At 65.9% G+C, this 25,380-nt stretch carries 25 protein-coding genes and 1 tRNA gene; 11 read left to right on the top strand and 15 right to left on the bottom strand.

Annotated elements, in window-relative coordinates; all coding sequences use genetic code 11:
- Nucleotides 1-904: 904 nt before the first annotated feature.
- Nucleotides 905-975 (top strand) — tRNA-Gly (locus tag NV2_RS21115).
- 306 nt (nt 976-1,281) lie between these two features.
- Nucleotides 1,282-1,437 carry a hypothetical protein gene (locus tag NV2_RS30985; protein WP_210749712.1) on the top strand — a complete coding sequence of 52 codons (156 nt, stop codon included), beginning with the start codon at nt 1,282-1,284 and terminating at the stop codon, nt 1,435-1,437.
- Nucleotides 1,438-1,443: 6 nt separating this feature from the next.
- Here the strand turns inward: NV2_RS30985 and NV2_RS21125 are convergent, their stop codons facing one another.
- The 5 genes from NV2_RS21125 to NV2_RS21145 form a co-directional block, all read right to left on the bottom strand.
- The gene (locus tag NV2_RS21125) at nt 1,444-2,922 is read right to left on the bottom strand and encodes an FAD-dependent oxidoreductase (RefSeq protein WP_067877188.1); all 1,479 of its coding nucleotides are present in this window, start codon (nt 2,920-2,922) and stop codon (nt 1,444-1,446) included.
- A gap of 279 nt (nt 2,923-3,201) precedes the next feature.
- Nucleotides 3,202-4,419: a Dyp-type peroxidase gene (locus tag NV2_RS21130; protein ID WP_067877191.1), complete on the bottom strand. Its 1,218-nt coding sequence runs from the start codon at nt 4,417-4,419 to the stop codon at nt 3,202-3,204.
- On the bottom strand, nt 4,412-4,939 hold the full coding sequence (locus tag NV2_RS21135) for a copper chaperone PCu(A)C (RefSeq protein ID WP_084475202.1): 528 nt from the start codon (nt 4,937-4,939) through the stop codon (nt 4,412-4,414). The genes NV2_RS21130 and NV2_RS21135 overlap by 8 nt, the downstream gene beginning before the upstream one ends.
- A gap of 285 nt (nt 4,940-5,224) precedes the next feature.
- A complete protein-coding gene (locus NV2_RS21140; protein ID WP_157103006.1) occupies nt 5,225-5,743 on the bottom strand; it encodes a hypothetical protein in 519 nt (172 codons plus the stop codon).
- 113 nt (nt 5,744-5,856) lie between these two features.
- Entirely contained in the window at nt 5,857-6,501 is a 645-nt protein-coding gene (locus tag NV2_RS21145) for a hypothetical protein (protein WP_067877201.1), read from the bottom strand.
- A 120-nt stretch (nt 6,502-6,621) separates the two neighbouring features.
- Between NV2_RS21145 and NV2_RS21150 the strand changes: the two genes are divergently transcribed.
- Together NV2_RS21150 and NV2_RS21155 are read left to right on the top strand one after the other, a co-directional pair.
- A complete protein-coding gene (locus tag NV2_RS21150) occupies nt 6,622-7,239 on the top strand; it encodes a TetR/AcrR family transcriptional regulator (protein ID WP_067877203.1) in 618 nt (205 codons plus the stop codon).
- A 102-nt stretch (nt 7,240-7,341) separates the two neighbouring features.
- Nucleotides 7,342-7,638 carry a hypothetical protein gene (locus NV2_RS21155; RefSeq protein WP_067877206.1) on the top strand — a complete coding sequence of 99 codons (297 nt, stop codon included), beginning with the start codon at nt 7,342-7,344 and terminating at the stop codon, nt 7,636-7,638.
- A gap of 55 nt (nt 7,639-7,693) precedes the next feature.
- On the opposite strand, the gene NV2_RS21160 is transcribed toward NV2_RS21155, so the two are convergent.
- The 3 genes from NV2_RS21160 to NV2_RS21170 form a co-directional block, all read right to left on the bottom strand.
- On the bottom strand, nt 7,694-7,990 hold the full coding sequence (locus NV2_RS21160) for a transcriptional regulator (RefSeq protein WP_067877209.1): 297 nt from the start codon (nt 7,988-7,990) through the stop codon (nt 7,694-7,696).
- Entirely contained in the window at nt 7,987-8,451 is a 465-nt protein-coding gene (locus NV2_RS21165) for a hypothetical protein (RefSeq protein ID WP_067877212.1), read from the bottom strand. The genes NV2_RS21160 and NV2_RS21165 overlap by 4 nt, the downstream gene beginning before the upstream one ends.
- A 79-nt stretch (nt 8,452-8,530) precedes the next feature.
- Nucleotides 8,531-8,878, bottom strand: a complete 348-nt coding sequence (locus NV2_RS21170; RefSeq protein WP_245662714.1) for a hypothetical protein — start codon at nt 8,876-8,878, stop codon at nt 8,531-8,533.
- Between the two features lie 185 nt (nt 8,879-9,063).
- On the opposite strand from NV2_RS21170, the gene NV2_RS21175 reads away from it, so the two are divergent.
- From NV2_RS21175 to NV2_RS21190, 4 genes are all read left to right on the top strand, one after another.
- A complete protein-coding gene (locus NV2_RS21175; protein WP_067877215.1) occupies nt 9,064-9,849 on the top strand; it encodes an alpha/beta fold hydrolase in 786 nt (261 codons plus the stop codon).
- A gap of 35 nt (nt 9,850-9,884) precedes the next feature.
- Entirely contained in the window at nt 9,885-10,628 is a 744-nt protein-coding gene (locus NV2_RS21180; RefSeq protein WP_067877218.1) for a crotonase/enoyl-CoA hydratase family protein, read from the top strand.
- A 187-nt stretch (nt 10,629-10,815) separates the two neighbouring features.
- Entirely contained in the window at nt 10,816-11,889 is a 1,074-nt protein-coding gene (locus tag NV2_RS21185) for a glycoside hydrolase family 183 protein (RefSeq protein ID WP_373863604.1), read from the top strand.
- A 50-nt stretch (nt 11,890-11,939) separates the two neighbouring features.
- A complete protein-coding gene (locus tag NV2_RS21190; protein ID WP_067877225.1) occupies nt 11,940-12,641 on the top strand; it encodes an SAM-dependent methyltransferase in 702 nt (233 codons plus the stop codon).
- Between the two features lie 18 nt (nt 12,642-12,659).
- Here NV2_RS21190 and NV2_RS21195 read toward each other — a convergent pair whose 3' ends face one another.
- The 5 genes from NV2_RS21195 to NV2_RS21215 form a co-directional block, all read right to left on the bottom strand.
- The gene (locus NV2_RS21195) at nt 12,660-13,190 is read right to left on the bottom strand and encodes a hypothetical protein (RefSeq protein WP_157103008.1); all 531 of its coding nucleotides are present in this window, start codon (nt 13,188-13,190) and stop codon (nt 12,660-12,662) included.
- Nucleotides 13,191-13,301: 111 nt separating this feature from the next.
- Nucleotides 13,302-13,907 carry an alpha/beta hydrolase family protein gene (locus NV2_RS21200; RefSeq protein WP_067877231.1) on the bottom strand — a complete coding sequence of 202 codons (606 nt, stop codon included), beginning with the start codon at nt 13,905-13,907 and terminating at the stop codon, nt 13,302-13,304.
- Between the two features lie 128 nt (nt 13,908-14,035).
- The gene (locus NV2_RS21205) at nt 14,036-14,965 is read right to left on the bottom strand and encodes a formylglycine-generating enzyme family protein (protein ID WP_281198552.1); all 930 of its coding nucleotides are present in this window, start codon (nt 14,963-14,965) and stop codon (nt 14,036-14,038) included.
- A gap of 31 nt (nt 14,966-14,996) precedes the next feature.
- Nucleotides 14,997-15,926 (bottom strand): HAD family hydrolase, encoded by a 930-nt coding sequence (locus NV2_RS21210; RefSeq protein WP_067877234.1) that lies wholly within the window; start codon nt 15,924-15,926, stop codon nt 14,997-14,999.
- Nucleotides 15,927-15,928: 2 nt separating this feature from the next.
- On the bottom strand, nt 15,929-17,464 hold the full coding sequence (locus NV2_RS21215; RefSeq protein WP_067877237.1) for an arylsulfatase: 1,536 nt from the start codon (nt 17,462-17,464) through the stop codon (nt 15,929-15,931).
- 391 nt (nt 17,465-17,855) lie between these two features.
- Here NV2_RS21215 and NV2_RS21220 point away from each other — a divergent pair, with 391 nt between their 5' ends.
- The 3 genes from NV2_RS21220 (at nt 17,856) to gnd (ending at nt 22,386) form a co-directional block, all read left to right on the top strand.
- Nucleotides 17,856-19,691: an acyl-CoA dehydrogenase gene (locus tag NV2_RS21220; RefSeq protein WP_067877239.1), complete on the top strand. Its 1,836-nt coding sequence runs from the start codon at nt 17,856-17,858 to the stop codon at nt 19,689-19,691.
- A gap of 304 nt (nt 19,692-19,995) precedes the next feature.
- Complete coding sequence (locus NV2_RS21225) at nt 19,996-21,078, top strand: glycoside hydrolase family 183 protein (RefSeq protein WP_067877242.1); 1,083 nt, start codon at nt 19,996-19,998, stop codon at nt 21,076-21,078.
- Between the two features lie 279 nt (nt 21,079-21,357).
- Nucleotides 21,358-22,386 carry a phosphogluconate dehydrogenase (NAD(+)-dependent, decarboxylating) gene (gene gnd, locus NV2_RS21230; protein ID WP_067877245.1) on the top strand — a complete coding sequence of 343 codons (1,029 nt, stop codon included), beginning with the start codon at nt 21,358-21,360 and terminating at the stop codon, nt 22,384-22,386.
- Between the two features lie 175 nt (nt 22,387-22,561).
- On the opposite strand, the gene NV2_RS21235 is transcribed toward gnd, so the two are convergent.
- Both NV2_RS21235 and NV2_RS21240 read right to left on the bottom strand, forming a co-directional pair.
- A complete protein-coding gene (locus NV2_RS21235; RefSeq protein WP_067877248.1) occupies nt 22,562-23,890 on the bottom strand; it encodes a lipase family protein in 1,329 nt (442 codons plus the stop codon).
- A gap of 20 nt (nt 23,891-23,910) precedes the next feature.
- The gene (locus tag NV2_RS21240; RefSeq protein ID WP_067877250.1) at nt 23,911-25,185 is read right to left on the bottom strand and encodes a hypothetical protein; all 1,275 of its coding nucleotides are present in this window, start codon (nt 25,183-25,185) and stop codon (nt 23,911-23,913) included.
- Between the last annotated feature and the right edge of the window lie 195 nt (nt 25,186-25,380).

Genomic DNA, 25,380 nt, shown 5'->3' on the forward strand with positions numbered 1-25,380 from the left:
CAGTTTTCTTCGTCCGACCGCGTTGCTTACCGAATACGCTCCACCAGCCGACCTGTGAACAGATTCGGCATGCGGTCCGCTCGGCCATCGACTCCCAGGGCGCGGGCCTCGCCGACCAGGAACCGGTAGCCAAATTCGGGGTCGTCGCGGTGCGCGTCGAACAACGCGTTGGACCGATACGCCTGTGCGAGTTCGGCATCGGTGACCGGGGAGGCGAGCCACCGGTAATAGGGCTGGCGCTGCCGGCCCCAGCACCCGGCACGTCACCGCGACGGGGATTCCGTCAGCGACCAGCTCGCGGACGAGCGGGTAGATCATTCTCCCGGCAGGTTTGGCCTGCGACAGATACGCCACGGCCCGTTTGATTACCTCGTTCTCCTGCTCGAGCAACTTGACCCGGCGCCGCAACGCCCGCACCTCGGCCGACTCATTCGTAGTCATCCCGGGTTTCATTCCGCCGTCGACGTCGGCGTTGCGCATCCACTTCGACACCGTCATCGGGTGCCCCCCCGAAATCGGCCACGATCTCGTCGATCGTCACCCCGGCGTCAAGATTACGGGCGACCCCGCACGACACTGCAGCCGTCCCCTTCGCACAAACACACGCAGTTTCGGTCGCTCCCTCGAGCTCTTTCAGCCCCAGAACCGGCGCTTTCTCGGCGGTCCCACACGCCCTAGACCGTCTGCCGGTTGGGCAAATTTCGGCAAAATCGCACCATCGAACGCCGCCGAAAACCATCGAATGCGACCCAATGCCGTTGAGTGGAACGGAGCCCAACCGGTGGCGGGACTGAGTACAAGGACCTCGATGCCCAGTCATCTCTGCAGGTCAACGCGCGCAACCAGGGAAGTTGTGACCTGCGACCTGTACTCTGCTATCTTCTGTGCAGTGCCTTTGGCATCTGCCGGTGTAGTTTAGTGGTAGAACATCAGCTTCCCAAGCTGAGAGTGCGGGTTCGATTCCCGTCACCGGCTCTCTCCATTGAGACCGTCTGACCAGCAATTCCGTTGGTGGGCGGTCTTCGTCGTTGAGGCCGAGCCCGGAAATCCCCTCAACAGCCCACGCTGCAGCACGAAGTGCAAGCGGTACAGGAACTTTCGGCGTGGCGGCTGGTGCGTCAAGTCATCGACCCCGGCGAAGTCTTCGAGATCCTTTGGTGCGGGTCGTCCGCCCGATTGTCGTGCGCTGTGCCGGTGGACTCGGAGTGTGAGAGTGCGGCGAGAAGCGTCGGCGTCGGCGAGCTTGTCCCCCCGGCCGTCGCCGCAGCGGGTCGGGAAAAGGTGAACCCGCACGCACTGCCGCTCGACGACTTCGCCACCGAGGTCATGCAGCTGCTGTCGGAGAACTCCACCCCACACGAAGTCCTCGTGCAGGGCACCAGTTCGGATCCCACGCCTTTGCGCCGAGTCGGTCACGGAACCGTGACCGACCGGTGAGTCGGGTCAGCTCCTCGCGGCGCTCGCCCCGGCACGGCGTCCGTAGAAGCTGCCGTCGCCGAGGGAGATACCGCTGGCGTAGCCCCAAGCACTCAGACCGGAGGTGCAACGCCCGGCCGCGAACAGGCCGTCGATCGCGGAGCCGTCGACGTGGAGCACCCGCGACTGCAGGTCGGTGCGCAGTCCGCCCAGGGTGAACCCGCCCATCAGGCCGCGCAGGTCGATGCCGGCCACGGGGCTGCCGATCGGCCGAACCCATTCCGACTTCTTGTGCAACAGCGGGTCCTTACCCTCGGCGGCGTGCCTGTTGTACAGGTCGACCGTCGTGGTCAGTGCTCCTTCTGGCAGGCCGATTTCGGCTTCCAGTTCGGCGACGGTCTCGCAGACCCATGTCGGCTGATGCTTGAGGTCGGGTGTCGCGGTGGTCCCGGCCATTCCTTCCTCGTAGGCCTGTTCGTCGATGATCAACAGCACCTGACCGTCGTTGTGCAACAGGCCCAACTGTCCGACGCGCCCGGAGTAGGTGTCCTCGGGGACGAAGCGCTGGCCGCGCTCGTTGACGAGGATGCCCCGGTAGAACAGGTGCGGATCACAGAAGAAGGCGACTTCGGTGGCGTCCATGTGCGCAAGATCGGCGCCGAGTGCCTGAGCCATACGGATCGCCCGCCCGTCGTGCTCTTCGACCGAGGCGGCGGGGCGCCCCAGCAGGCGTGGGGCGAAACGCGCCATCATGTCGTCGTTGTAGGCGAAGCTGCCGGTGGCCAGGACCACGCCGCGGTGTGCGCGCACGGCGACCTGCGTGCCGTAACGGGTAGCGACCAACCCGACGACCCGGCCGTCGTCGTCGATCACCAGACGCTGGGCGCGGATGTCGTACTCGGAGCGCACGCCGAGCGCGGCGGCCGTTTCCGCGAGCGGTTTCATCAACATGTAGCCACCGCCTTGTTCGCCGCTGCGCTTGTTGGACATTTGCGGCACGTGCCCACGCGGGGCCGGTGTGGCGATCTCGTTGAACGGGGCGGCGTTCTCCCCGCCGGAATACATCAGCCCGTCGTCGAAGGGAGGCTCGTAGCCGGGTTCGCCCCAGAACGTCGGCTTGAACGGGACCCCCGCCTCGACAAGCCAGTTGTAGTGGTCGACACTGCCATCGCAGTAGTCGGCGATCTTCTCCTCGTCGGCGCCCGGGCCGAGAGCGGCGACGAGGAAGGCCCGCATATTCTCGGCAGTGTCGTCGAAGCCGCAGGCTTTTTGCAGCGCCGTGCCACCGCCCAGATAGATGAATCCGCCCGCCAGTGCCGCCGCACCTCCCCACCCACCGGCGCGTTCGAGCACAAGCACGTCGGCGCCGGCGCGGGCCGCCTCGATCGATGCAGTCGCTCCGGCCACACCGAATCCGGCGATCACCACATCGGCCTGCAGGTCCCAAGTGTGCACGTCGGTGGCACGCAGCGGGCGAATCGAGTCTCCGGCATCAGCCTTGGTCATGGGAATCCTTTCGACACGGAGCAAATGGCGCCAGGGCGCGTCATTCGCACGACTATTGCCCGGGCGCTGCGCACCGGGCAGCGGGTGTCCCGCAGGACGGGAAAGAAACTCGGGCCGCAGACCTCACTCCGACCCGGCGGTCGGCTGATGACCGGGTGTCGCACCCCTATGTGTCAGCCTGAGCGGATGAGACCCGCAATCCGGTCACGATTCCCGAACCCGGACAGACCCGCTGGGGCCGCGCCCCGGATTTCACCCCGAGGTCGCGGCCCATCTCCCTCAGCTCTCCAATAGTCCGGCACCGATGTAGCCGCCCGACCCCACCCCCGGTGGAACCGCGAAGACCGCGGAGCCTACCGGGGTGGTCCATTCGTTGAGTGCGTCGAAGGTGTCGAGGCGTTGCTGGATGGGCAGGAACTGCTGGTCGATATCGCGTTGGAACGAGACGAACAGCAGGCCCGAATTCGATACCTGGCCGGCTGTCGGCGGGTCGTCGTAGTTGTAGACCCGGCGGAAGATCCGCTCGCCGTCGTGGGTGTGGTGGGCGCGCGCGATATGTGCGCTGGGCGCGATGACCGGGATTCCGTTGCGGTCGGTTGCCGCGAAATCGGGTTCGTCGGTTTCGCGGGTGCCGGTGAGCGGAGCTCCGGTGGCCAGGTTGCGTCCGATCGTGATCTCGCGACCCGGGCGGTCCAGTTCGTCCCAGGTATCCAGTTCAATCTTGATCCGCCGCAGCACCATCGACGTCCCACCCGCCATCCAGCTCTGCTCCGCGCCGTCGTCCCACACCAGGGTGTCGAAGTCCGCGGTGCCGGGGGCCGGGTTCTTCGTGCCGTCGACCTGACCCATCAGGTTGCGCATCGTGGTGCCCGGCTTCTCGGTGCCGCGGGAGCGACGGAAGCCGTGCTGTGTCCAGCGCACCGAAACCAGCGATCGGACGTTCTTCAGCAGGACGCGGACCGCGTGGGCCACCGTGACCGGATCGTCGGCACACACCTGCAAGGCCAGATCGGCTCCGGTCCAGGCCGGCTCGAGGCGGTCGATTCCGAACGCGGGCAACGGTTTCAGCCAGCGCGGAGCCGCCTCGGGGCGGCCGATCGCGCGGAACACGTTCGGTCCGTACCCGATGGTGACACTGAGCCGGGACGGCGACCCGGCGAGCTCGGGTTCGGTATCGGCCAGTGCGGGCCGGCCATCGGTGAGCCTGGCGATATCGGCGGACCAGACCTTCATGATGCCGGTGAACTCGGCCCGTCCCACCTGTGGCAGCAGATCGAGGCCGACGAACACCGCATGCGCCTGCGGCGGCGCGGTCGCGATACCGGCTTGATGCGGCCCATCCCAGGGGACCGTCTCGGCGCCGGTGTGCGGCTCGGTGTCGCCGGCGGAGTAGACGGTGGCGCCGACCCCGGCCACCCCGGCGGCACCGACTGCGACGGCGCCCGAACCGAGCAGCCGCCGCCGGCTGATCGAACCTCGCCGTACCCGCTCAGCCATGATGGGCGGGGGCCGCAGGGCCGGACGGTTCGTAGTTTTCCTGCCCGCCGGCGAAGTCCCGGACCTGAGCGGTGAATGTGGTGGTCGACCCGTCCTCGCATCGGAGTGTGATCTCGGTTTCCGCGCCGGGAGTCAGTGGTGCGGTGAGATCCATGAGCATCAGATGGTCACCACCCGGGGTGAGCTCGTAGCTGCTCCCGGCCGGTATCGCGAAACCGCCCGCCTTCGGCCGCATCACGGTCGAGCCGGTCGACCCCGGCGCCATTTCGTGGAGTTCTGCGCGGCCCGCAGCGGGCGAGGACGCCGCCACCACCCGCGCATCGGTATCGGCGGAGTTCCGGAATTCGGCGAATACGGCCGTCATTCCCGAGTCCGCGGCCTTGACCCATTGTTCGTGCACGACGATCGAATCGGCTTGGCGGCCGGTGGATTCACTGTCGCTCTGTGAGCACGCCCCGGTGCTCAGGGCGGCGAAGGTCAGCGCGGCGGCCAGCGCGCCGCGTCGCATGGAGTTTTTCATGGGGTCGCTTTCGAATGAGATGCCGGAGCGCGACCTGCCGTCGCAGCTTCGGCACTGTGATGGCGAACGCACGGGCCGGACCCGCACGTGGGCATGGATCTGCGCATCGCCGCTCGGTCGGCCGAGGGCGCGCAGCGTTCGACAGGTCGGCGCCGGGTGGGCGACTCGGCCTGGCTTACAGATATCCGCGCACTACCGCAGCCCCGCTCGGCGGCGAGGGCATGCTTCGCTGTCCTCGCCGAGGGCAGAGATGTTCTGCTCGTCGAGGATTGGCGGTGCGGCGGTTCAGGCGATGTTCGGCGGTCCGCGAGTGCCGGTCCCGGAGAGGTCGACCAGTCGAGGTTCGAAGGGGTCTCGCGCCGAGACGGCAGGTGCGTACAGCAGTCGATCCACCGGCAGCTGCACCGGTGGTGGCACCATGCGCCGCAGCGCGGATATCGCTCGGCGCGCGCCGTACTCGGCGCTGCGGATGAGCTGCGCACCGATCACGGTCGCCAGCAGATGCGCGACCAGCATGCTGGTCCCCACCGGCGCAGCATGATGGTGGCTTTCGGCGGCCGCGATCACGAAGTGGCCGAACAGTTGCGCCACCCCGAGTACCGCCATGAGCCACGTCCGCGACAGTGCCCGCGGCTGCACCGCGGCAGCGGTGTAACCGAGTGCCGCGCAGATCACCACCAGCAGCAGGGCACCGGCTTCGGACGGAACCCCGCCCCCGCCGGAGCTGTGCGCCGATGCCGTCACCAGCGCGGACAGGGCGCCCACGGATACGCCACGCAGCACGCGAGTCGTATCCGATGTCATGGGCCGAGCCTAACGTCTACTACATCCGGTAGTTCTCAGTATCATCCCACATGCCGGCAATCACAACAGCCGGATACACCGGCCACTCGACGTTCACATCCCGGCAGGTGCGCTTACCGGCGTATCAGCTCGACACTGCAGGCGACAATCCAGGTGGCCCAGCCGAGCCAGCCGATCAGCCCGACCGGCGCGAGGCGGCTCTTGCCATCCGCGTTGTAAGGAGCAGCCAGCGCTGAAATGAACAGCAGTGCGGCACTGCCGTATCCGAGCCAGACGTGCCAGGTGCTCATGAATGCGTCGCCGGCGACGGTGAAGCCCAGCACCGCAATGGCCAGAAAGGCCTGGTTGAACCCGAACAGCACATTGCTGAAACCCCACAGACCCGCGGTCGACCCCCGGTCGTGCGCGGCAGCGGCCGCCATACCGAAGCGCAACGCCTCCACACACATGAAGGCGACGTTCTGCATGAGAACACCGGCGAACCCCACCAGCGCCCAGGCGGAACTCTCGGATCCGCCGCGCCACAGCGCCGAGAGCAGCCCGGCGGCGAACATTGTCAGGCACAACCATCCGATCGGTGCCGGCACCGAAGGCAGTCGCAACCGTGCGCCGATCGTCGCGAACGAATCGGTCACCGCATCCAGGTCTGCGGCCGCGGCCGGCATCGGCAGCCGCGCCCGCAAATAGATGCCGTTGACGGCGATCGCGGTCAGTACGAACCCGATGCCGGCCACACCGGCCGCGGTGAGCAGGTCCACAGACACACCTTCTTTCCGTGCGTCAAACGGTGCGCTGACGCAGCCTCGGCCGGCGCGATCGCAACATTTTGGTTTTACACTGACTATATTCAATATAGAGACCAGAAAGGCGGCGCGGAAGTGGCGGATCGAGAAGGGCGGCGGCGCTACGACTCGCTGCGACGGGAAACGCAGGCACGGGAAACCCGAGCCGAGATCGCCGACGCCGCTCGCCGGCTTTTCATCACCCGAGGCTGGGCCACCACAACCATGCGTGAGGTGGCCGAGCTGGCCGGAGTATCGACACCCACCGTCTATGCCGCCTACACGAACAAAGCAGGTCTTGCCTGGGCTCTGGTACACGCCGCGGATCTGTCCGCCGACCCACGGCGGATGCTGACCGAGCTGGAGGCATCCCCGCCCGCCGGGCAGCTTGCCGCGATGGCCGGATACGACCGTCGACTGTTCGAACACGCCGGGGACCTGATCACGATCGTCCGTGAGGCCGGCCGGACCGAAGCCGATTTCGCCGACCTTTACCAGCGAGGCCGACAGCTGGCCGACCGCACTCGGATCGAGGTGTTCTCCTCCTGGCCCGCGGGCACCCTGCGCCCGGATGTCCCCACCGCCGTCGATATCTATGCCGCGCTGTGCAACATCGACGTCTACCACACCTTGACCGTGGAGCGTGGCTGGCTGCCCGACCGCGTCGAACGCTGGTGGAGCGCCTCGCTCGCCCGGGAACTACTCGACCACTGAGTGGCGGTGAATCGGCACTCGACCTCCGCATGGTTAGCGCTCTTCGTTCGTGGGCACCCACCCCGGAGCCCATGACCGACTGAAGGCGGAAGGAACGAATACATGCTGATGCTCACCCCCACCGCGCTCGAGGCCGTGCGTACGATCACCGACGCGGACGGGATGCCCGATGGCGCCGGATTGCGGATCACCACTACCGATGGGGCGGAGACGTTGCAGCTCGCCGTGGCCGAGAGCCCGGCGGAGCAGGATCAGATCGTGAATCCGGACGGACCTCGGGTCTTCCTGGACGAGCAGGTCGTCGGATTTCTGGACGACAAGATTCTGGATACGGGACTGGACCCGCAGGGGCAGGGCACCTTCGTCCTGGCGATGCAGGACCCGAACGCCGCACCGTAGGTGAGTCGCCAATTCGGCTCCACCGCAGCCGGATTGGCGACCCCACCGGCGTTCGTCAGCCACCACCCGTGGTGATGATCGCATGCAATGCCGCAACATGGCCGTTGAACGCCTCACGTCCGGCATCGGTGAGCCGGGCCCGCACCTTGCGCCGACTCCCGTCGAGGCGGCGCTCGGTGGTGATGTAAGCGGCGTCCTCCAGCGACGCGAGTTGCTTGGACAGCGCCGAATCGGAGAGACCGAGCTTTTCCTTGAGAAAGGCGAACTCCACCCAGTCGGCCGCGGCCAGTGTCGCCACCAGCGAGAGCCGGGTACTGGGGTGAATGAGTTCGTCGAACCGTGGTGCCGTCATGCGTGGGCCCAGCCCCGCAGCACGCGCAGGATCTCCGGCCCGCCGAATCCCACGATGGCCGCGACGAATACCGCAGCCCAGATGCCGGGATGGTCGGCCCCGTCGGCGCCGAGCGCGAATGCGGCCCCGACGGTGACGGCAACCAGCACGACCAGAATGCCGACCACGAGCGCCGGGATGCGACGGCTCGCGACCGCACCGCTGACCTGCAGCTGGTCAGTGCGCATTCGCCCGCTGAGCAGGCGTCGCGCGAGTGCGGCATGCCCTGCACCGAAGAGCAGGGTCGCAATCGAGATCAGCCACCACGGCCCGTAGGCACCGATGACGCCGAGCACGATCCAGCCGGCTGCCATGGCCCACCAGTAACCGCGCGGCAGACCGACCTCGGCCGCCACCTGCCGTTGGGCACGATCGGCCGCGTCGAGCGCGGCACGAGCCTCGTCCGGAGCAATGTTTTCCATAACGCACCTCCACTTTCCTACCTGGAAAGTAACGGTCCCACTTTCCAGGCAGGAAAGTCAAGAGCTGGGTGCGTCATCCTCACTTCGGAGCGGCCACGCACTCCTTGGCGATCTTCTGGGTCGCGGCACTGACCTTCGCGGTGTCGTCCTTGTTCAACCCGCCCATGGTGCCATCCTCCTTCGGCGTGGAACCGCCCGGCTTGATCATCTTCTGCAGACCGTCCTGGGAAACCCCTTCGTCCACATACAGTTTGGCGGCGCAGTCGGCGAGCTTCGCATCCTTCAGGCCGCTGTCCTGCAGAGCCTTCGACAGGTCGGCCTGGCTCACGGTCGACTGCGAATCCTCGGAGCTGCATGCGCCCAGCAGCGGCAGCGCGATACAGGCAGCGGCGATCAGCGAAATCCTCAACGGTTCCTCAATTCTCATGCGTTTCAGCTACAACAGCTCGCCCGCCGGAGAGACAGGCCGCGAGCCGCGGTGGTGATACTGCCGCATAGTGCGGCGTCGCGACAGTCGGAGGGCAGGAAAGACGCCCTGTTGGCATGATGCCAATGATTGCTAGGGTGTCCCCGTTCTCGTCGGTATCCGACTCGCGGCGCGGGAGTAGCCATATGCTGTTGAACCACCACCGGGCCGGCACCGGTACACCCCTGGTCCTCATTCACGGCGTCGGGAGCCGCTGGCAGGTATGGGAACCGACCTTCGAGGCCCTGACCCCGCACTTCGACGTGATCGCGATCGACCTACCCGGCTTCGGGGAATCCGAGCCGCTGCCGCACACCACGGTCGACACAATCACCGACGCGGTACACGCATTCCTCATCGAACAGGGCATCGACCGCCCCCACCTGGCCGGAAACTCGATGGGCGGGCTGATCGCGCTGAACCTGGCCGCCCGTGGCATCGCTGCATCGGTGACGGCGTTCTCTCCGATCGGCTTCTGGTCCGAGGCCGGACGCATCTGGTGTCAGCAGGCGCTGAGCGGCGGGGCTGCACTGGGAAGGCTGCTACGCCCGCAGCTGCCCGCGATTCTCGGTAGCCCGGCCGGGCGCACCACATTCCTGAGCATCGTGTTCGGCCGACCGTGGGCCGTGAACACCCGGACCGCGCTCGACACCGTCGACGGCGTCCTGAACTCGCCCGGGTTCCGCCCGGCACTGGCCGCCTTCGACCAGGCGCGGCTGCGTGACGGCGGCCGCCTCGGCCGCATCCCGGTCACGATCGCCTGGGGCGACCGCGACATTCTGCTCACCTACCGCAGCCAGAGCCGGCGCGCCCGGCAGTGGCTACCCGCGGCCCGGCACGTCACGCTGCGCGGCAGTGGCCACACCCCCTTCTACGACGACCCGCACGGCTGCGCGAAAACTATCCTCGATCAGGGACCCACCGAACAGTAGATCGACCGCCCGAATCGACCGGCACGGAGTGAGTGATGAGCAACGTATCCCTGACCCTCGACGGTAACCGCGCCTACGTCGAGCTCGACCGGCCCGACAAACACAACGGGCTCACCGTCGAGATGTTGAACGATCTCGTCCGAGTGGCGCGGACCATCGATCGGCGCAGCGAAATTCGCACGGTGATCCTGTCCGGGAACGGCCCCAGTTTCTCGAGCGGCCTGGATATCGCCGCAACCGTGGGCGACCCGCTCACCATTGTGCGCAATTTCCTGCCGCTGCCCTGGCTGGGCACCAATGCGTTCCAGGAGGCGTGCTGGGCCTGGCGGCGACTTCCGCAACCGGTGATCGCAGCGGTGCACGGCCATTGTTTCGGTGGCGGCCTGCAATTGGCGTTGTCCGCCGATTTTCGTTTCGCCACACCGGATGCCGATTTCTCGGTGATGGAGGTGGCACACGGATTGATTCCCGATATGTCCGGTGCGGTGACATTGTCGCGGTTGATCGGTGTGGACAAGGCACTACTGATGACGATGACCGCCGATCCCGTCGACGCCACCTACGCCGAGCGCATCGGCCTCATCACCGAGGTCAGCGACGACCCACGCGCCGACGCGGAGAAACTGGCCGACCGAATCGCCGCCCGTCCCGCCGCGGCGGTGTCGGCAGCCAAGAAATTGTTCGAACGCACCTGGGAGGCCGGACCGCGTCGCACTCTCGGCATCGAGCGGGCTACCCAGATACCGCTGCTGGTCCGCAAGGCGCTCGAACGGCGCTAGGTCCGACAAAGAAATCACACTGAAAAACGGGCATTTACCCGGAAAACGTGGTGGCTAAACCCTGTTTTCATCGATTCGCTGCTAGCATTTTCCCACTTTGCCAGCGACAGCCGATGACGGATGCAGGCATCGGCAATAACGGGAAGGGCCCGAATTGTCCAAGACCGTATCCGTCCTGCTGTCTGCGATAGCAGGTGCCTCGGCTTTACTACTCACCGCGACCGCACCGGCATCGGCCAATCCGAACGCCATCAATCCTATTCCGGTTCTCAACGGTACCAACGGATTACCGAACCTCACCGGCCGCTCGAACGCCGTTTTCCAGGTGACCGGAATGGCCAGTCCCAACGCCACCGCGAACTACAACGTGCTCGGCACCGATCTGGGCATCATGTGGGACAACGGCAAGGGCGAGATGCTCACCGCCTTCGGCGATACCGCCGGTCTCGGACTGCCCAACCTGCTCGCGGGCAGCGTCTGGGCCTGGCGCAGCAACATTCTGGTACGCAGCCACACCCAGGACCCGGCCAACGGCATCTATTTCGACAGCGCCGTCCGCGATATCTTCGGCCAGGCCCGAGACCTGATTCCGAGCCCGAAGATTCCTTTCCTCGAGATCAGCCGCATCCCGACCGCGGGTATCTCGGTCGACGGCGTGCAGTACATGAGCCTGATGTCGGTCAAGAGCTGGGACGACGTGGGACAGTGGACCACCAATTTCTCCGGCCTCGCCGCCTCCGCCGACAACGGCGAAACCTGGGCAGACCTCGATTTCACCCGCCGGCCGAACGAGGGCGGCAATGCGAACTTCCAGATGAACGCCTTCGTGAAGAACGGCGGCTGGGTATACGAGTACGGCACCCCCTCCGGACGCAACCACAATGCATACGTGGCGCGGGTGCGCGAGCACGATATTCAGAACCTCGCCGCATACGAGTACTGGGACGGCGGCGGCTGGCGCAAGAACGATGTGAACGCCGCCCGGCCGATCACCGGCGGGGTCGGCGAGCTGTCGGTGATGTGGAACGACTATCTCGGGCAGTTCGTCATGTTGACCACCGATCCGTGGAATTCGGTGGTGATGCGCCGGGCATCGTCACCGGAAGGACCGTGGAGCGCGCCCGAGGTACTGATCGACACCCGGGAATTGCCGAGCGCCTACGCGCCCGCCATCTTCCCCTATCAGACGGGCCGCGATCTGTATTTCCTCACCACCGTGCACCGCCAGTACAACGTGATTCTCATGCACACCACACTGTGAAATCCCCGATCGGCGGCGACGCCGGCCGGTCACACCCATAGACTTTCCATATGGATGCCGCCGAATGGGATGCACGCTACGCACAGGGCGAACTGGTGTGGGGGGCGCCGCCCAACGCGACGGTCTCCGAACATATTTTCGGCCTGGAGCGTCGGCTCCGGCTGGTGCCCGACGCTCCCGGCGAGGCACCTCCGGAGTTGCCGCGTGCACTGGACCTCGCCTGCGGTGAGGGCCGCAACGCACTATGGCTGGCCACCCATGGCTGGCAGGTCCGGGCGGTCGACTTCTCCCAGGTCGCGATCGACAAGGGGCGCACAGTGGCCTCCCGGCTGTCGCGGTCGGTGCGCACCCGAATCGAATGGCAGTGCGCCGATATCACCGATCTACCCGGCGCCGGAATCGACGGCCCGTTCGAGTTGATTCTGAGCGTCTTCCTGCATCTGCCGCCCGCGCAGCGCCGCACCCTGCTGCTCGATGCCGCCGCACGGCTCAGCCCCGGCGGCACCCTGCTGGTTCTCGGCCACGACACCACCAATCTCACCGACGGCTACGGCGGCCCACCGGACCCCGACATCCTGTTCACGCCCGATGACGTGGTCGCCGATCTGGCTGCCGCCGAACATATCCGGATCGACACGGCACAGCGGGTGTTGCGCGAAACCGAGGGCCGCGATGCCATCGATGCTCTCGTCGTCGCGACAGCGACCGTGCCCGATCTGGAGGAACAGGCGATGACCGTCCCGGACGCATGATCCGGGACGGTCGCGCCGTCACAGTCCGGCGCTGCCGGTGGGTAGCGGCGCCGGGCCGTGAGACTGTGGGGGCTGCGACTGCCGATCCATGGCATGGGGATCTATCTCACACAGGTACCGGCCGAACTGGTCGAGATCACGGCGGTCGCGGTCGCGGAGGTCGTTGAAGTGGTGGCGGCGGTCGTGACCGCACCGATCGCGGCCGAACGTGTCGTAACCGTCCTCGTCGTAACCGTCGTCGTCGTAGCCGAAGCGGTCGTAACCGTCCTTGTCGCGACCGTTCTTGTCGTAGCCGTCCTTGTTGTAGCCCTTGTCGTCGTATCCGTCTTCGTTGTAGCCGTCCTTGTCGTACCCGAACCGGTCGTAACCGTCCTTGTCGCGACCGTCTGCGCCGAAACCGTCCGCACTGCAGGGCGGTACACCGCACTTTTCCGGTGCGGCGGACGCCGTTCCCGCCGCGACGATGCCGCCGAAGCCGACAGCGCCGAAGCCGATGACGACGGCAGCGAGCGCGGAAATGGCCGGACCCGATCGCATCCTTGCCTGCATGAAGTGATCTCCTATCGCAATCCCGACCGGATCCCACGCTAATGGCCACCGAGGTGCTCGCACATCAGGGACTTCCCTGAGATGGGGGAAAAATATTGGGGGCGCGCAATTTCAGTCGGGCTGCGCCCAACGGCGCAACCACGGCTCGGCCGTCGCAGCGATCAGATCGAATCCGCTGCGGAACGAATGCGGCTGCCCCGGAATTATTTTCACCTCGACGGCATCGGCCGCATCCGGAACCCCGAAGGGGTCACGTTCCCCGTTGATCACCACCACGTCCACCGATCCGGACGCGGCCACCAGTTCCGCGCGCCGCGTCTTCTCCGGTTTCCCCGGCGGATGAAGCGGAAAGGAGAGCGCCACAACACCTTTCGCACTCGATTCTACGGCGGTCCGGCAGGCCACCCGAGCCCCGTTGCTGCGCCCGCCCTGAATCAGCGGCACATCCGGAACCTCGTCACGCAGGGCCGCGACGATTTCGAGCCAGGCGGCGTCCTGCTTCGCCGCAGAGCCGGGCGCGCGCCGTCCGGCCACCCGATACGGCTGCACCACCCGCGCGACCACCCCTCCCAGCGCGACCGCACGATCGCGAACAGCCAGCAGATCCCCCGCCTCCACACCGCCGCCGGAACCGTGGGTCAGCAACAGCAGGAACCGCGCGCCCGCACCGGTCTCGATCTCGACCTCGGCGATCCCCGCACTCGTCTCGATCCGCATACCCCCACGGTAGTGGTGTTTTCCGGCCGTCGCTTCGCCCCCGCGGATTCCGACGCCGGCGAGCGACTGTGCGGGCGGCGAAACGATCGGTCGGATGCCGACGGAAACACGCGGTAACGGGCTCGCGGTCAGATATTCGCAGCGGAAGCCGTGACGCAGCGGAAGCCGATATGACTCATCCCGGTGTCGATCATCTGCGGGCGCCGGGCGGCCGGGCGATAGCGGCGGCAGTAGCTGTCGGCGCACAGGAACGAGCCGCCCTTGATCACCTTGCGCGGCACCCGGAACTGCGGTTGACGTGGGTCGTAGCTCTTTTCGACGCCGCCACCGCGGGGATTGTGCGGGGCGCAGCAGCCACCGGCATCCGGATGCCGGGCGGCGTACCAGTCGTCGGTCCACTCCCAGACGTTGCCGGCCGTGTCGAACAGACCGTAGGCGTTGGGCGGGTAGGAGCCCACCGGGCTGGTGTGCCCGAATCCGGCGTCCGGGCGCCACGGGAAATCGCCGTGCCAGTAGTTGGCGAGCGGCCCGGTGTCGTTCGCGTCACCCCAGGTGAATTCGGCTCCCTCCAAGCCGCCGCGGGCGGCGGCCTCCCATTGCGCCTCGGTCGGCAGGTGGCGGCCCCGCCAGTGCGCGTAGGCCGCGGCGTCCTCGTGCGCGATATGGACCACCGGGTGATCGGTGCGCTCGGCGACCGTGGAGCCGGGTCCTTCCGGATGCCGCCAGGACGCCCCCGGAGTCCACCGCCACCACAGGTTCAGGTGGCGCAGATCCACCGGCCCGGACGTGCGCGCGAACACCATCGAGCCCGGTTGCAGGTTCTGCGCCGGCGCACCCGGGAAGTCCGCCGGATCCAGCGGCCGCTCGGCCACCGTGACATATCCGGTCTCGGCGACGAAACGTTCGTATTCGGCATTGGTGACCTGGTGCGCTTCGATGGCGAACGCGTCGACGGTGACGGCATGGGCGGGCCGTTCCTCCGGATAGTGCCGATCCGATCCCATCGTGAAGGTCTGCGCGGGGATCCGCCGCAATGCGGTGGCGAGCGAAATATCCACGGCGCGTCCATCTCCTAGCTCCGAGCCCGGGTCAGCTCGGTTCGGGGGTGAAGATCTCGCGCCAGTCATTCTTCATGCTGACCACCGTCCAGCCGGCGCGACGCGCGTGGTCGAGGGCATCCTCGGCGCCGGCCACGTAGTCGAACTCGCGCTCGGCGTCGTCGTGCAGAATCAACAACCGCAGCGCGGGAACGCCGTCGAGTTCGGAATAGGACAGCATCGGCAGATCACCGTTGGAGTTCCCCACCGAGAGGATCGGCCGGCGGCCGATCCGGCTCCAGATCCGAATGGGTTTCTCCGGACCGTCGTCGAAGAAGTCCATCGCCGACTTGTACAACAGGTCGGTGCGGCCTCCCTGTTCTCGATAGGTGAGTCCCAGCGCGCTGCCGATCACCCGTTCCGGCGGCACCCCGTAGAGCCCGGCGGCGACCGGGCGCATGAAATCCCGGTCACCACCGGAGGCGATATAGGTCGTGAATCCGTTCGACTCCAGATAGCGCAACAGGTCCACCATCGGCGCGAAGCCGCAGTGCCGGTAGGGACGCGACAGGGTCGGATGGTCGGCGGTGCGAAAGAATTCCGCCACCCGGTTGTCGTAATCCTCCACCGAGATCTCGCCGAAGGCGCGAGTTACCGCGCCCATCAACAACTTCAGATCATCGTCGTCACCGCGGTAGTGTTTGACCATCGCGGCGCCGAGCCAGCTCAGATCTTTCTCGTAGGCGGCCTTCCACGGCTGCTGGGAGCGCAGTTCCATTTCCTGACCGGCCATTTCACCCATACGTCGGATCGTGAAATCCAGCTGGATGGGCATCGGCTTCTCACACCACAGCGTGCCGTCGTTGTCGAATACGGCGATGCGGGCTTCCGGTGCCACATAGTCCGGGCCGTCGCGATCGGTGACACGGCCGACGAAATCGACTATCGCCGCCGTTGTCCCGGTGTCGTTCCAGGTATCCATGATCAGTCCCGGGCAAGGAATTCGTGCAGCTTCGCGATCGCGTGGTCGATAGTGAAGCTGGCCGGCTCCTGACGTGGCGGGAATTCCTTGAACGTCTCCAGGAATGCGGTACAGATCGCGGTGCCGTACAGGGCGATGTAGTCGTGGTCCAGGAACCAGTCCCAATAGGTGTTGGAGGTGATGTCGGCCCGTTCGAACGGGTCCGTGCGCAGATTGAACAACTTCGGTACCCGTAGTGCGGTGAACGGCTCGGCCCAGATCCCGAGGGTTCCGGTCTTGCGCTGCTCCATGAAGACGGTCTTCCAGTTCTCGAAACGTATCCCGAGGACATCGCAATCGTCGGAGAAGTAGACCATGCCCCGGCGCGGACTGTGTTCGACTTCCCCGGTCAGATACGGCAACAGGTTGTAGCCGTCGATATGGACACGGAAGTTCCGGTCCCCGGCCGCATACCCGTCCTTCAACTTGTCCACGATGTCCGGCTCACCCGCCGCAGCGAGGAAGGTGGGGAGCCAATCATGGTGCTGCACAATGTCGTTGGACACCTTCCCGGCTGGAATACGGCCTGGCCAGCGGATCACCTCGGGTACCCGGAAGGCGCCTTCCCAGTTGGTGTCCTTCTCGCTCCGGAAGGGCGTTGTCGCGCCGTCCGGCCAGGTGTTGGCGTGCGGCCCGTTGTCGGTGCTGTAGATGACGATCGTGTCCTCGGCGAGCCCGAGTTCGTCCAGAGCATCCAGTACCCGGCCCACGTTGCGGTCGTGGTCGATCATGGTGTCGTGGTAGGGGGACTGCCACACTCCTGCCTGTCCCACGCTGTCCGGTTTGGTGTGCGTGCGCAGATGCATATGGGTGAAGTTCAACCAGACGAAGAACGGCGTATCGGCCTGCTGCCGACCGAGAAAGTCGATGCAGGCATCGGTCACATCGTCGTCGATGGTCTCCATCCGCTTCTTGGTGAGCGGGCCGGTATCCTCGATGCGCTGCTTACCGACACGACCGAATCGCGGGTCTTCGGTGGGGTCGTCCTCGTCGGTCGCCCACGAATGCAGCACTCCGCGCGGAAGTTGCAGGTCGTGCAGGCGCGGATACGTGTCCTTGTGCGGATAGTCCGCGAGCTCGGGTTCCTCCTCCGCATTCAGGTGATACAGGTTGCCGAAGAACTCGTCGAAGCCGCGCACCGTCGGCAGATACTTGTTGAGGTCGCCGAGGTGGTTCTTGCCGAATTGGCCGGTCGAGTAGCCGAGCGGTTTGAGCAGTTCCGCGATGGTCGGATCATCCGGGTCCAGACCGATGGCCACGCCCGGCATCCCCACCTTGCTCATCCCGGTACGGTAGACGCTCTGCCCGGTGATGAACGACGCGCGCCCGGCCGTGCAGCTCTGCTCGCCGTAGGAGTCGGTGAACCGCATCCCTTCGTCGGCGAGCCGGTCGATGTTGGGCGTGCGATAGCCCATCAGGCCGTCGCTGTAGCAGCTGAGATTGGTGATCCCGATGTCGTCGCCCCAGATCACCAGGATGTTCGGCTTCTTCTCCGGCACCGCTGCCTCCCTCGGTTCAGGTGACTACCCTGCGGCAACCCCGCCCGGTCGCCACGGCTTCACCCGCGCGGGGTGAATCGCGCGCGCAGACCTCTCACTGCTGGTCGCAACCTCGGGTGGACACTTTCCCGCTCCCGAGCGCATCCTGACGGTTCTCGGAACGCCTCGAGTCTCGAGCACCGGAGTGGGAGGGAGTGACGCCCGGGAATTCTGTTCATCGCGTCACACAGCCGGTCGGGCGCTTTCCAAGCGCATTACCCATCGGTAATATACGGTGTAAGTTACCCGCGAGTAGAAGGCTGATCCTCGGCTGTCTACCCCGGTGTCGAGACACATGGGCGGGAACGGCACACACCGACCGCACCAACTCAACGGAGAGTGAGTAACAGAGATGGGCCATTACAAGAGCAACGTCCGCGACCTGGAGTTCAACCTCTTCGAGGTGCTCGGCATCGGTTCGGTGCTGGATTCCGGCGCCTACGGTGACCTGGACACCGACACCGTCCGCAACATCATCGACGAGGTACGCCGCCTGGCCGAGGGCCCGGTCGCCGAGTCCTTCGCCGACGCCGACCGCAACCCGCCGGTATTCGACCCCAACACCCACAGCGTCACCATCCCCGAGTCCTTCAAGAAGTCCTTCAAGGCCTACGAAGAGGCGGGCTGGAACAAGGTCGGCCTGAACGAGGAGCTGGGCGGTCTGCCGGCGCCGCGTTCGGTGGTCTGGGCGCTCAACGAGATGATCCTGGGCTCCAACCCGGCCGTCGCGATGTACGCCGCCGGTGGCCCGTTCGGCCAGATCTTCTGGAACAACGCCACCGACGAGCAGAAGAAGTGGGCCGAGACCGCCGTCGAGCGCAACTGGGGCGCCACCATGGTGCTGACCGAGCCGGACGCCGGTTCCGATGTGGGCGCGGGCCGCACCAAGGCCGTGCAGCAGGAGGACGGTTCCTGGCACATCGAGGGCGTCAAGCGCTTCATCACCTCGGGTGACTCGGACGACATGTTCGAGAACATCTTCCACCTGGTGCTGGCTCGCCCCGAGGGCGCCGGACCGGGCACCAAGGGCCTGTCGCTGTTCTTCGTGCCGAAGTTCCACTTCGACTTCGAGACCAACACCATGGGCGAGCGTAACGGCGTCTTCGTCACCAATGTCGAGCACAAGATGGGCCTGAAGGTCTCGGCCACCTGTGAGGTCACCTTCGGTGGCCACGGCGTGCCCGCCAAGGGCTGGCTGGTCGGCGAGGTCCACAACGGCATCGCGCAGATGTTCGACGTGATCGAGAACGCTCGCATGATGGTGGGCACCAAGGCCATCGCGACCCTGTCGACCGGTTACCTGAATGCATTGGACTACGCCAAGCAGCGCGTCCAGGGTGCGGATCTGACCCAGATGACCGACAAGTCGGCGCCGCGCGTCACCATCACCCATCACCCCGATGTGCGCCGTTCGCTGATGACGCAGAAGGCCTACGCCGAGGGCCTGCGCGCCATCTACCTCTACACCGCCGCGCATCAGGACGAGGACATCGCTCAGCTCGTCTCCGGTGCGGACAAGGATCTGGCGTTCCGGGTCAACGATCTGCTACTGCCGATCGTCAAGGGTGTCGGTTCCGAGCGCGCCTACCAGTACCTGACCGATTCGCTGCAGACCTTCGGTGGCTCCGGCTTCCTGCAGGACTACCCGATCGAGCAGTACATCCGCGACGCGAAGATCGACTCGCTCTACGAGGGCACCACCGCCATCCAGGCGCAGGACTTCTTCTTCCGCAAGATCGCCCGCGACCGCGGTGTGGCACTGGGCCACGTGGCCGGCCAGGTGCAGAAGTTCATCGAGTCCGAGGCCGGCAACGGCCGGCTGAAGGCCGAGCGCAAGCTGCTCGCCACCGCGCTCGAGGATGTGCAGGCCATGGCCGCCTCCCTCACCGGCCACCTGATGGGTGCGCAGGAGGACACCAAGGAGCTGTACAAGGTCGGCCTGGGTTCGGTGCGGTTCCTGATGGCCGTCGGTGACCTGCTGATCGGCTGGTCGCTGCTGCGTCAGGCCGAGGTGGCCATCAAGGCGCTCGACGCCGGAGCAACCGGTGCTGATCAGGCCTTCTACAACGGCAAGATCGCGACCGGGCAGTTCTTCGCCCGCAACGTCCTGCCCGAGCTCACCGCGGTGCGTGGCGTACTCGCCAATCTCGACAACGACATCATGGAGCTCGACGAAGCGTCGTTCTGATACTTCGGCAGCCACGTGACAGACAGGCCCCGCCCACCCGCTCGGTGGGCGGGGCCTTTCGCGTGTCGCCGAAAGCGCCGGGAAACCCGGGAAAACACTGCCGCTGATCTCGGCGGACGGGACGCGCCGCACCGGCAGTGAGCGCGCGGCGGCGGTCCGGGTAATAATGACGGGAAACTGGAGTACCCCGGGGGTCTGGTGCACCATGCATCGTCCAGGACAACCGAAGTAGCGATGACCGCACATCGCCGGCCGAGGGCAGGCAGAATACCCTCGGCGCGACTCGAGGAAGGATTTCGACATCATGAGACGACTGCCCGCACTGGCAGGAGCTTGCGCGGCGGTCGCGCTGCTGGCTCTGACCGCATCCCCGGCAGGAGCCGACCCCAACAACATCAACCCGATCCCCGGACTCAACGGGGTCAACGGCCTGCCGCATCTGAACGGCCCTACCCAGCCGGTGTTCCAGGCCACCGGTATGGCCTCGCCGAACCGGACCCAGGACCGCAATGTGCTCGGAACCGACCTGGGCATCATGTGGGATGACGGACACGGCCAGATGATCACCGCCTACGGTGACACCGCCGGTCTGGGGATGCCGAACATCCTGGCCGGCAGCATGTGGGCATGGCGCTCCAACGTGCTGTTCCGTAGCCCGGCAGGCGCCGATCCGGCGGCCGGGGTGAACTACACCAGCTTCGTGGACAATCCGCTGCCCAGCCCGAAGATCCCGGGTATCGAGATCAGCTTCATCCCCACCGCGGGCATCTCGGTCAACGGCGCGCAGTACATGTCGATGATGTCGGTACGCAACTGGGGCCCGGACGGCCATTGGGACACCAACTTCTCGACCATGGCGGTCTCCGGTGACGACGGGCAGACGTGGGCCCAGCTGCCCACCACCCGCCGCGGTAACGAGGGCGGCTTCCAGAACTTCCAGCAGAACGCGTTCCTGAAGTCGAACGGTTACGTCTACAAGTACGGCACCCCCGCCGGGCGCGACAATCCCGGCTTCGTCTCGCGGGTCAAGGAAACCGATATCGCCAATATCGACGCCTACGAGTACTGGGACGGCGGCGCGTGGAAGGCGAAGGACGCGGGCGCGGCCAAGCCGATCGTCGGCGGTGTCGGCGAGCTGTCGGTGCAGTGGAACGACCATCTGGGCCAGTACGTCATGCTGACCACCGATGCGGCCAACTCCGTCGTGATGCGCACCGCGCCCAACCCGGAAGGCCCGTGGAGCCCGTCACGGGTGCTGATCGATACGCGCGAACTGCCGAGCATGTACGCGCCGATGATCTACCCGTATCAGACCGGGAGCGACCTGTACTTCCTGCTCACGATGCACAACCAGTACAACGTGGTGCTCATGCGCACGCCGCTGTAGGTCCCGCGAAGGCCGGAGCACCCGTAGAACACAGACGGCTCCGTGCGGTTGCCGGGTCGGGGGTCTGGCAACTGCACGGAGCCGATCTGATTATCGGCCCCGGCGCTCCGGCGTTACACCGATCCGGTAGCCGGGCCGCAGAAATTTTCCGCCCGGCGGCGCGTGCCGAACGAGGACAATCGAATACGGTGCGGTGCGAGCCGACGAGCACCAGGTCAGCGCCCCGCAGACCCGATAACAGCACACCGGAGCCAGACTCGAGCAAGAGGAAGGTGTCGTATGCAGCTGGGCATGATCGGACTCGGCCGGATGGGTGCCAATATCGTGCGGCGCATCGTCGCGGACGGACATACCGCGGTCGGGTACTCCCGGCACGACGATCAGATCCGGGAGTTCTCCGCCGAACTGGGGGATGCGTTCCAGGGCGCGACCGACTATCCGGCGTTCGTAGCGCTGCTCGAGAAGCCGCGGGTGGTGTGGGTGATGATCCCCGCGGGCGCGACCGGTGCGGTCATCGACGAGGTGGCCGCACTGCTGGAGCCGGGCGACATCATCATCGACGGCGGTAACAGCCGCTATCACGAGGACATCGAGCGCGCCGAGAAGCTGGCGCCCGAGGGCTTGCACTACCTCGACATCGGCACCTCCGGCGGCGTGTGGGGCCGCGAGCGCGGATACTGCCTGATGATCGGCGGCGAGAGCGAGACGGTCGCACATGTCGAACCGCTGCTGAAATCGATCGCCCCCGGTGTGGACGCCGCCGAGCGCACGCCGGGCCGCACCGGCGAACCCGCCCCCGCGGAGCAGGGCTATCTGCACTGCGGTCCGGCTGGGGCCGGACATTTCGTGAAAATGGTGCACAACGGGATCGAATACGGCGCGATGGCCGCCTACGCCGAGGGGATGAATATCCTGCACAAGGCGAATGTCGGCAAGGATTCCGAGGCGACCCATTCGGCCGAGGTCTCGCCGCTGGACAATCCGAAGCACTATCAGTACGACATCGACGTACCGGAGGTGACCGAGGTCTGGCGCCGCGGTTCGGTGGTCGCGTCCTGGCTGCTGGACCTCACCGCGGCCGCCCTGCACGCCGATCCGGAACTGAGCGGTTTCGGCGGTCGCGTCTCGGATTCCGGTGAGGGGCGCTGGACGATCCACGCCGCGATCGACGAAGGGGTACCCGCGCCGGTGTTGTCGGCCGCGCTGTACGAGCGGTTCTCCTCCCGCGGGGAGGCCCTGTATGCCGACAAGGTGCTCTCCGCGATGCGTAAGGGTTTCGGCGGCCACAACGAGCTGCCGGGCAGCTAGTCGCGCCGCCGAAGTCCGCTCAGGTCAGGCTGTCGATCGCACGGCCGACCATATCGAGCACGGCCAACGGCCCGAAGGTCAGCAGATATCCGATACCCCACAGCACAGCCATAGCGGTTCCTTTCCGATCCGCGTTCCGACCCACGATGACCCGTGGGCCGGGATGCGGCGAGGATCAGTCGAATTGCCGGTCCATCCAGTCGATCGTCTGCATCCCGAACAGGTCGGTGCCCCAGCCGTAGAGGTCGGTGAGCATCTTGATCAGGGAGCAATCCGTCGGCTGATAGGTAACATCGGTTCCCTGCGCCCGGTAGGTGTCGGCGAGGTGGCGCGAATCGGCCGCCGGAACCAGCGACATCGGCGAATCGTCCCTGGCGCACGAGGTGATCAGGACCTTCGACTGCGGGGCACCGGACTTGCCTAACTCATTGTCGTCGAACACATGCTGGAAGGCCGGCTCGTCGGCGGGGCTGATGCCGGAATTGAACAGCGTCCGCAGCGGAATGAACGGCATACTGAAGTAGGCGTCCTGACATTGGCCGCGGAATACCTTCGCCACCGCCTGCCCGGCCGGATTCAGCTTCGAATCCAGCTGCATCTCAGGGTATTTCGGTTCCAGACCGACCAACGTAGCGAAGGCGAACCCCGAACCGACCGAACCGTCGGCAACCCGCATGAAATTGCGCTGGTTGACTACCATGCCCTCCAGCACAGTCGATTTCACATTGAGTTCCGGAGCATACGTGGGCTGCAACTCGCTGGAGAAGCCCGCACCGACACCGCCACCCGCGATACCGAACAGGGCCACCTGCGCATTCGGATCCAGCCCGGCCTCACCGAAATTCAGCGCCGCGCGAGTGCCGTCGAGCTGCGTGTGCGCGGCGTACTTACCGGCGAAGACTCCGTGCGGTGCACGATCGGCATCGTTGCCGACATCGGAGATCATCACCGCGTACCCCTTGCCGAACATCAGAGCCAGCGGGCCCAGCGCCGACCAGGAGGCACCGTCGAGCGGGTCGCCGCCGGTCCACTGCGTACTGGGATGGCAGCTCCAGCCGACGCTGTCATTGGCCTCCTGATAGGAGACCACGTGCTTGTCGGCGGCGGGCGTACCATCGCGCGGGATCATCAGGATGCCGGTGCTGACGACGGGTGTCACGCCGTCCAGATCGGTGGTGACGTACATCAGCTTCCAGGCGTCGAGATTCGCCGGCTTCACCCCGGTGAACATGACATCGACCTTCTTGGCCTTCAGCACCGTGCCCGGCTTCTCGGCACCGGTGAGCGGCGGTTCCTGATAGAACGGGTCGTCGGCCCGCAGCGCCTCGAAGGCCTCCTGCGGGCTCGCCGGGGTCGCGCCCTGCAGCGCGCCCACGACGTAACCGTTGAACACTTGATCCAAGGGCGGGGTTTGCGACGGAACCGGTTCGGCGGCAGCGATTCCCGAACTCATACACATCAGTGCCAACGCCGTCGTCACGGCCGCGAATGTGCGCCTACGCATGCGCGCCCTTCCTGTTGTTCTCATCGGTCTGTCATTTCCGTCGCGGCCGGGGTGATTGTCAGTTCCCGTACCGCCGAGCCCAGCAGTTGCGGGATATTCAACAGCGGGCGGTGTGATTCCAACTGCACCTCGTACGGGACCCGCAGCGCGGCTTCCAATGCCGGCCAATTGTTTTCGACCTGCCACCGGTATTTGGGCAGCAGTTCGGTGGTGATGTAGTCCCAGCGATCGTCGAGTACCGACCAATTCCAGCTGGGCAACGGCAGCGTCAGAATCATCGGGCGACCGTCCGCCGCGGTGAACGGGACTCGCACCGGACGGAATTCACGCGGCGGAATCACGCCTGCCACCGACGGCGAACCCGCCGCACCGCTCAGGTAGGTGATCGCCTCGCCGACCGTGCCCTTGTAGCTACGCACCTCGTCCCATTGCGCACCGATGGCCCACTGCTGCTCGCGCCGCAGCAGTACCGCGTTACCAGCCGCGATACGGTCACCATCGCCGGAAGCAACATCGCGCCAGGCTCCCATGATGTCCTCACCGAACAACCCGGCCCGCTCGAATTCGGCCAAGGCCGGCAGCCCACCGGTGACGTAGGCGTCATGCATCGGCATCAGATCCGAGAAGATGTTCTTCTGCATCACCAGGATCATTCCGAGAATCCAGTCCAGGTCCGCGGGCGTGATGCGCGGCGCGGCATCGGCCAGGGCCCGCAGCCCTTCCGGCAGCAACGCGATGGCCTGCGGTCCGGCGGCCTGCTGCACCGCACCGAGAACGACATGCGCGGCATCGGCGATTCCTGGCAGATCGTAGATATTGCCCAGCAACGCGGCATCGAGCAGACCACCGCCGAAGTCGGCGCCGACCTGGCCACCCATTCCGGCCCACTGCAATTCACGATGCGCGAGCTGCAGATCTTCGTAGTACCGATAGGACTTGATCAGATTCTGCCGATTGGCCTCCACCCCGGCGCGCGGATCCCAGCTGCGCAGGTCGATCCCGGCCTTCTCGGTCGCATCGACCAACCAGTACTGATACAGCAGCGCGGCATACCGGTGCGGCGCCACCCCCTCGCTTCTCGCCTCATCGAGCAACCGACCCAATTCGGCATGGTCGTAAGGTAATGCGGGATTCACACCGCCGGGCGATTGAGCAGCATCGCGATTGATCAGAGGCAGGTCGAGATATCGGTCGAGTTCCGGTGTCGCGACCGCCGGGGTGGCGCCCAGGACACCCAATCCGACGACCGCCGCGAGTACCAGTCCCGCGCCGCGCGTGATTGCGCTGATACGCATTCGATTTCAGCCTTTCACTATCGGTTCGACGATGGATCGGCAGATATCTTTCAGCGGTCGGTAGCGAATCGAAATCGGATTTCTCGGGCGTAGCAGAACGCCGGCCGGCCACCTGGTCGGCGAGATATTACCAACGGGCGGCCGGAAAAACTCCGCGCTACTTCGTGTCGCACGACGCGAAATCCAGATTTCCGA

The sequence above is a fragment of the Nocardia vermiculata NBRC 100427 genome (assembly GCF_001613265.1).
GTDB classification, from domain to species: Bacteria; Actinomycetota; Actinomycetes; order Mycobacteriales; family Mycobacteriaceae; genus Nocardia; species Nocardia vermiculata.

Excerpts from the sequence above, each read along its gene's own strand:
- NV2_RS21125 (WP_067877188.1), bottom strand. The coding sequence starts at position 2,922 with ATGACCAAGGCTGATGCCGGAGACTCGATTCGCCCGCTGCGTGCCACC.
- NV2_RS21130 (WP_067877191.1), bottom strand. The coding sequence starts at position 4,419 with ATGGCTGAGCGGGTACGGCGAGGTTCGATCAGCCGGCGGCGGCTGCTC.
- NV2_RS21135 (WP_084475202.1), bottom strand. The coding sequence starts at position 4,939 with ATGAAAAACTCCATGCGACGCGGCGCGCTGGCCGCCGCGCTGACCTTC.
- NV2_RS21140 (WP_157103006.1), bottom strand. The coding sequence starts at position 5,743 with ATGACATCGGATACGACTCGCGTGCTGCGTGGCGTATCCGTGGGCGCC.
- NV2_RS21155 (WP_067877206.1), top strand. The coding sequence starts at position 7,342 with ATGCTGATGCTCACCCCCACCGCGCTCGAGGCCGTGCGTACGATCACC.
- NV2_RS21160 (WP_067877209.1), bottom strand. The coding sequence starts at position 7,990 with ATGACGGCACCACGGTTCGACGAACTCATTCACCCCAGTACCCGGCTC.
- NV2_RS21165 (WP_067877212.1), bottom strand. The coding sequence starts at position 8,451 with ATGGAAAACATTGCTCCGGACGAGGCTCGTGCCGCGCTCGACGCGGCC.
- NV2_RS21170 (WP_245662714.1), bottom strand. The coding sequence starts at position 8,878 with ATGAGAATTGAGGAACCGTTGAGGATTTCGCTGATCGCCGCTGCCTGT.
- NV2_RS21175 (WP_067877215.1), top strand. The coding sequence starts at position 9,064 with ATGCTGTTGAACCACCACCGGGCCGGCACCGGTACACCCCTGGTCCTC.
- NV2_RS21180 (WP_067877218.1), top strand. The coding sequence starts at position 9,885 with ATGAGCAACGTATCCCTGACCCTCGACGGTAACCGCGCCTACGTCGAG.
- NV2_RS21190 (WP_067877225.1), top strand. The coding sequence starts at position 11,940 with ATGGATGCCGCCGAATGGGATGCACGCTACGCACAGGGCGAACTGGTG.
- NV2_RS21195 (WP_157103008.1), bottom strand. The coding sequence starts at position 13,190 with ATGCAGGCAAGGATGCGATCGGGTCCGGCCATTTCCGCGCTCGCTGCC.
- NV2_RS21200 (WP_067877231.1), bottom strand. The coding sequence starts at position 13,907 with ATGCGGATCGAGACGAGTGCGGGGATCGCCGAGGTCGAGATCGAGACC.
- NV2_RS21210 (WP_067877234.1), bottom strand. The coding sequence starts at position 15,926 with ATGGATACCTGGAACGACACCGGGACAACGGCGGCGATAGTCGATTTC.
- NV2_RS21220 (WP_067877239.1), top strand. The coding sequence starts at position 17,856 with ATGGGCCATTACAAGAGCAACGTCCGCGACCTGGAGTTCAACCTCTTC.
- NV2_RS21225 (WP_067877242.1), top strand. The coding sequence starts at position 19,996 with ATGAGACGACTGCCCGCACTGGCAGGAGCTTGCGCGGCGGTCGCGCTG.
- gnd (WP_067877245.1), top strand. The coding sequence starts at position 21,358 with ATGCAGCTGGGCATGATCGGACTCGGCCGGATGGGTGCCAATATCGTG.
- NV2_RS21235 (WP_067877248.1), bottom strand. The coding sequence starts at position 23,890 with ATGCGTAGGCGCACATTCGCGGCCGTGACGACGGCGTTGGCACTGATG.
- NV2_RS21240 (WP_067877250.1), bottom strand. The coding sequence starts at position 25,185 with ATGCGTATCAGCGCAATCACGCGCGGCGCGGGACTGGTACTCGCGGCG.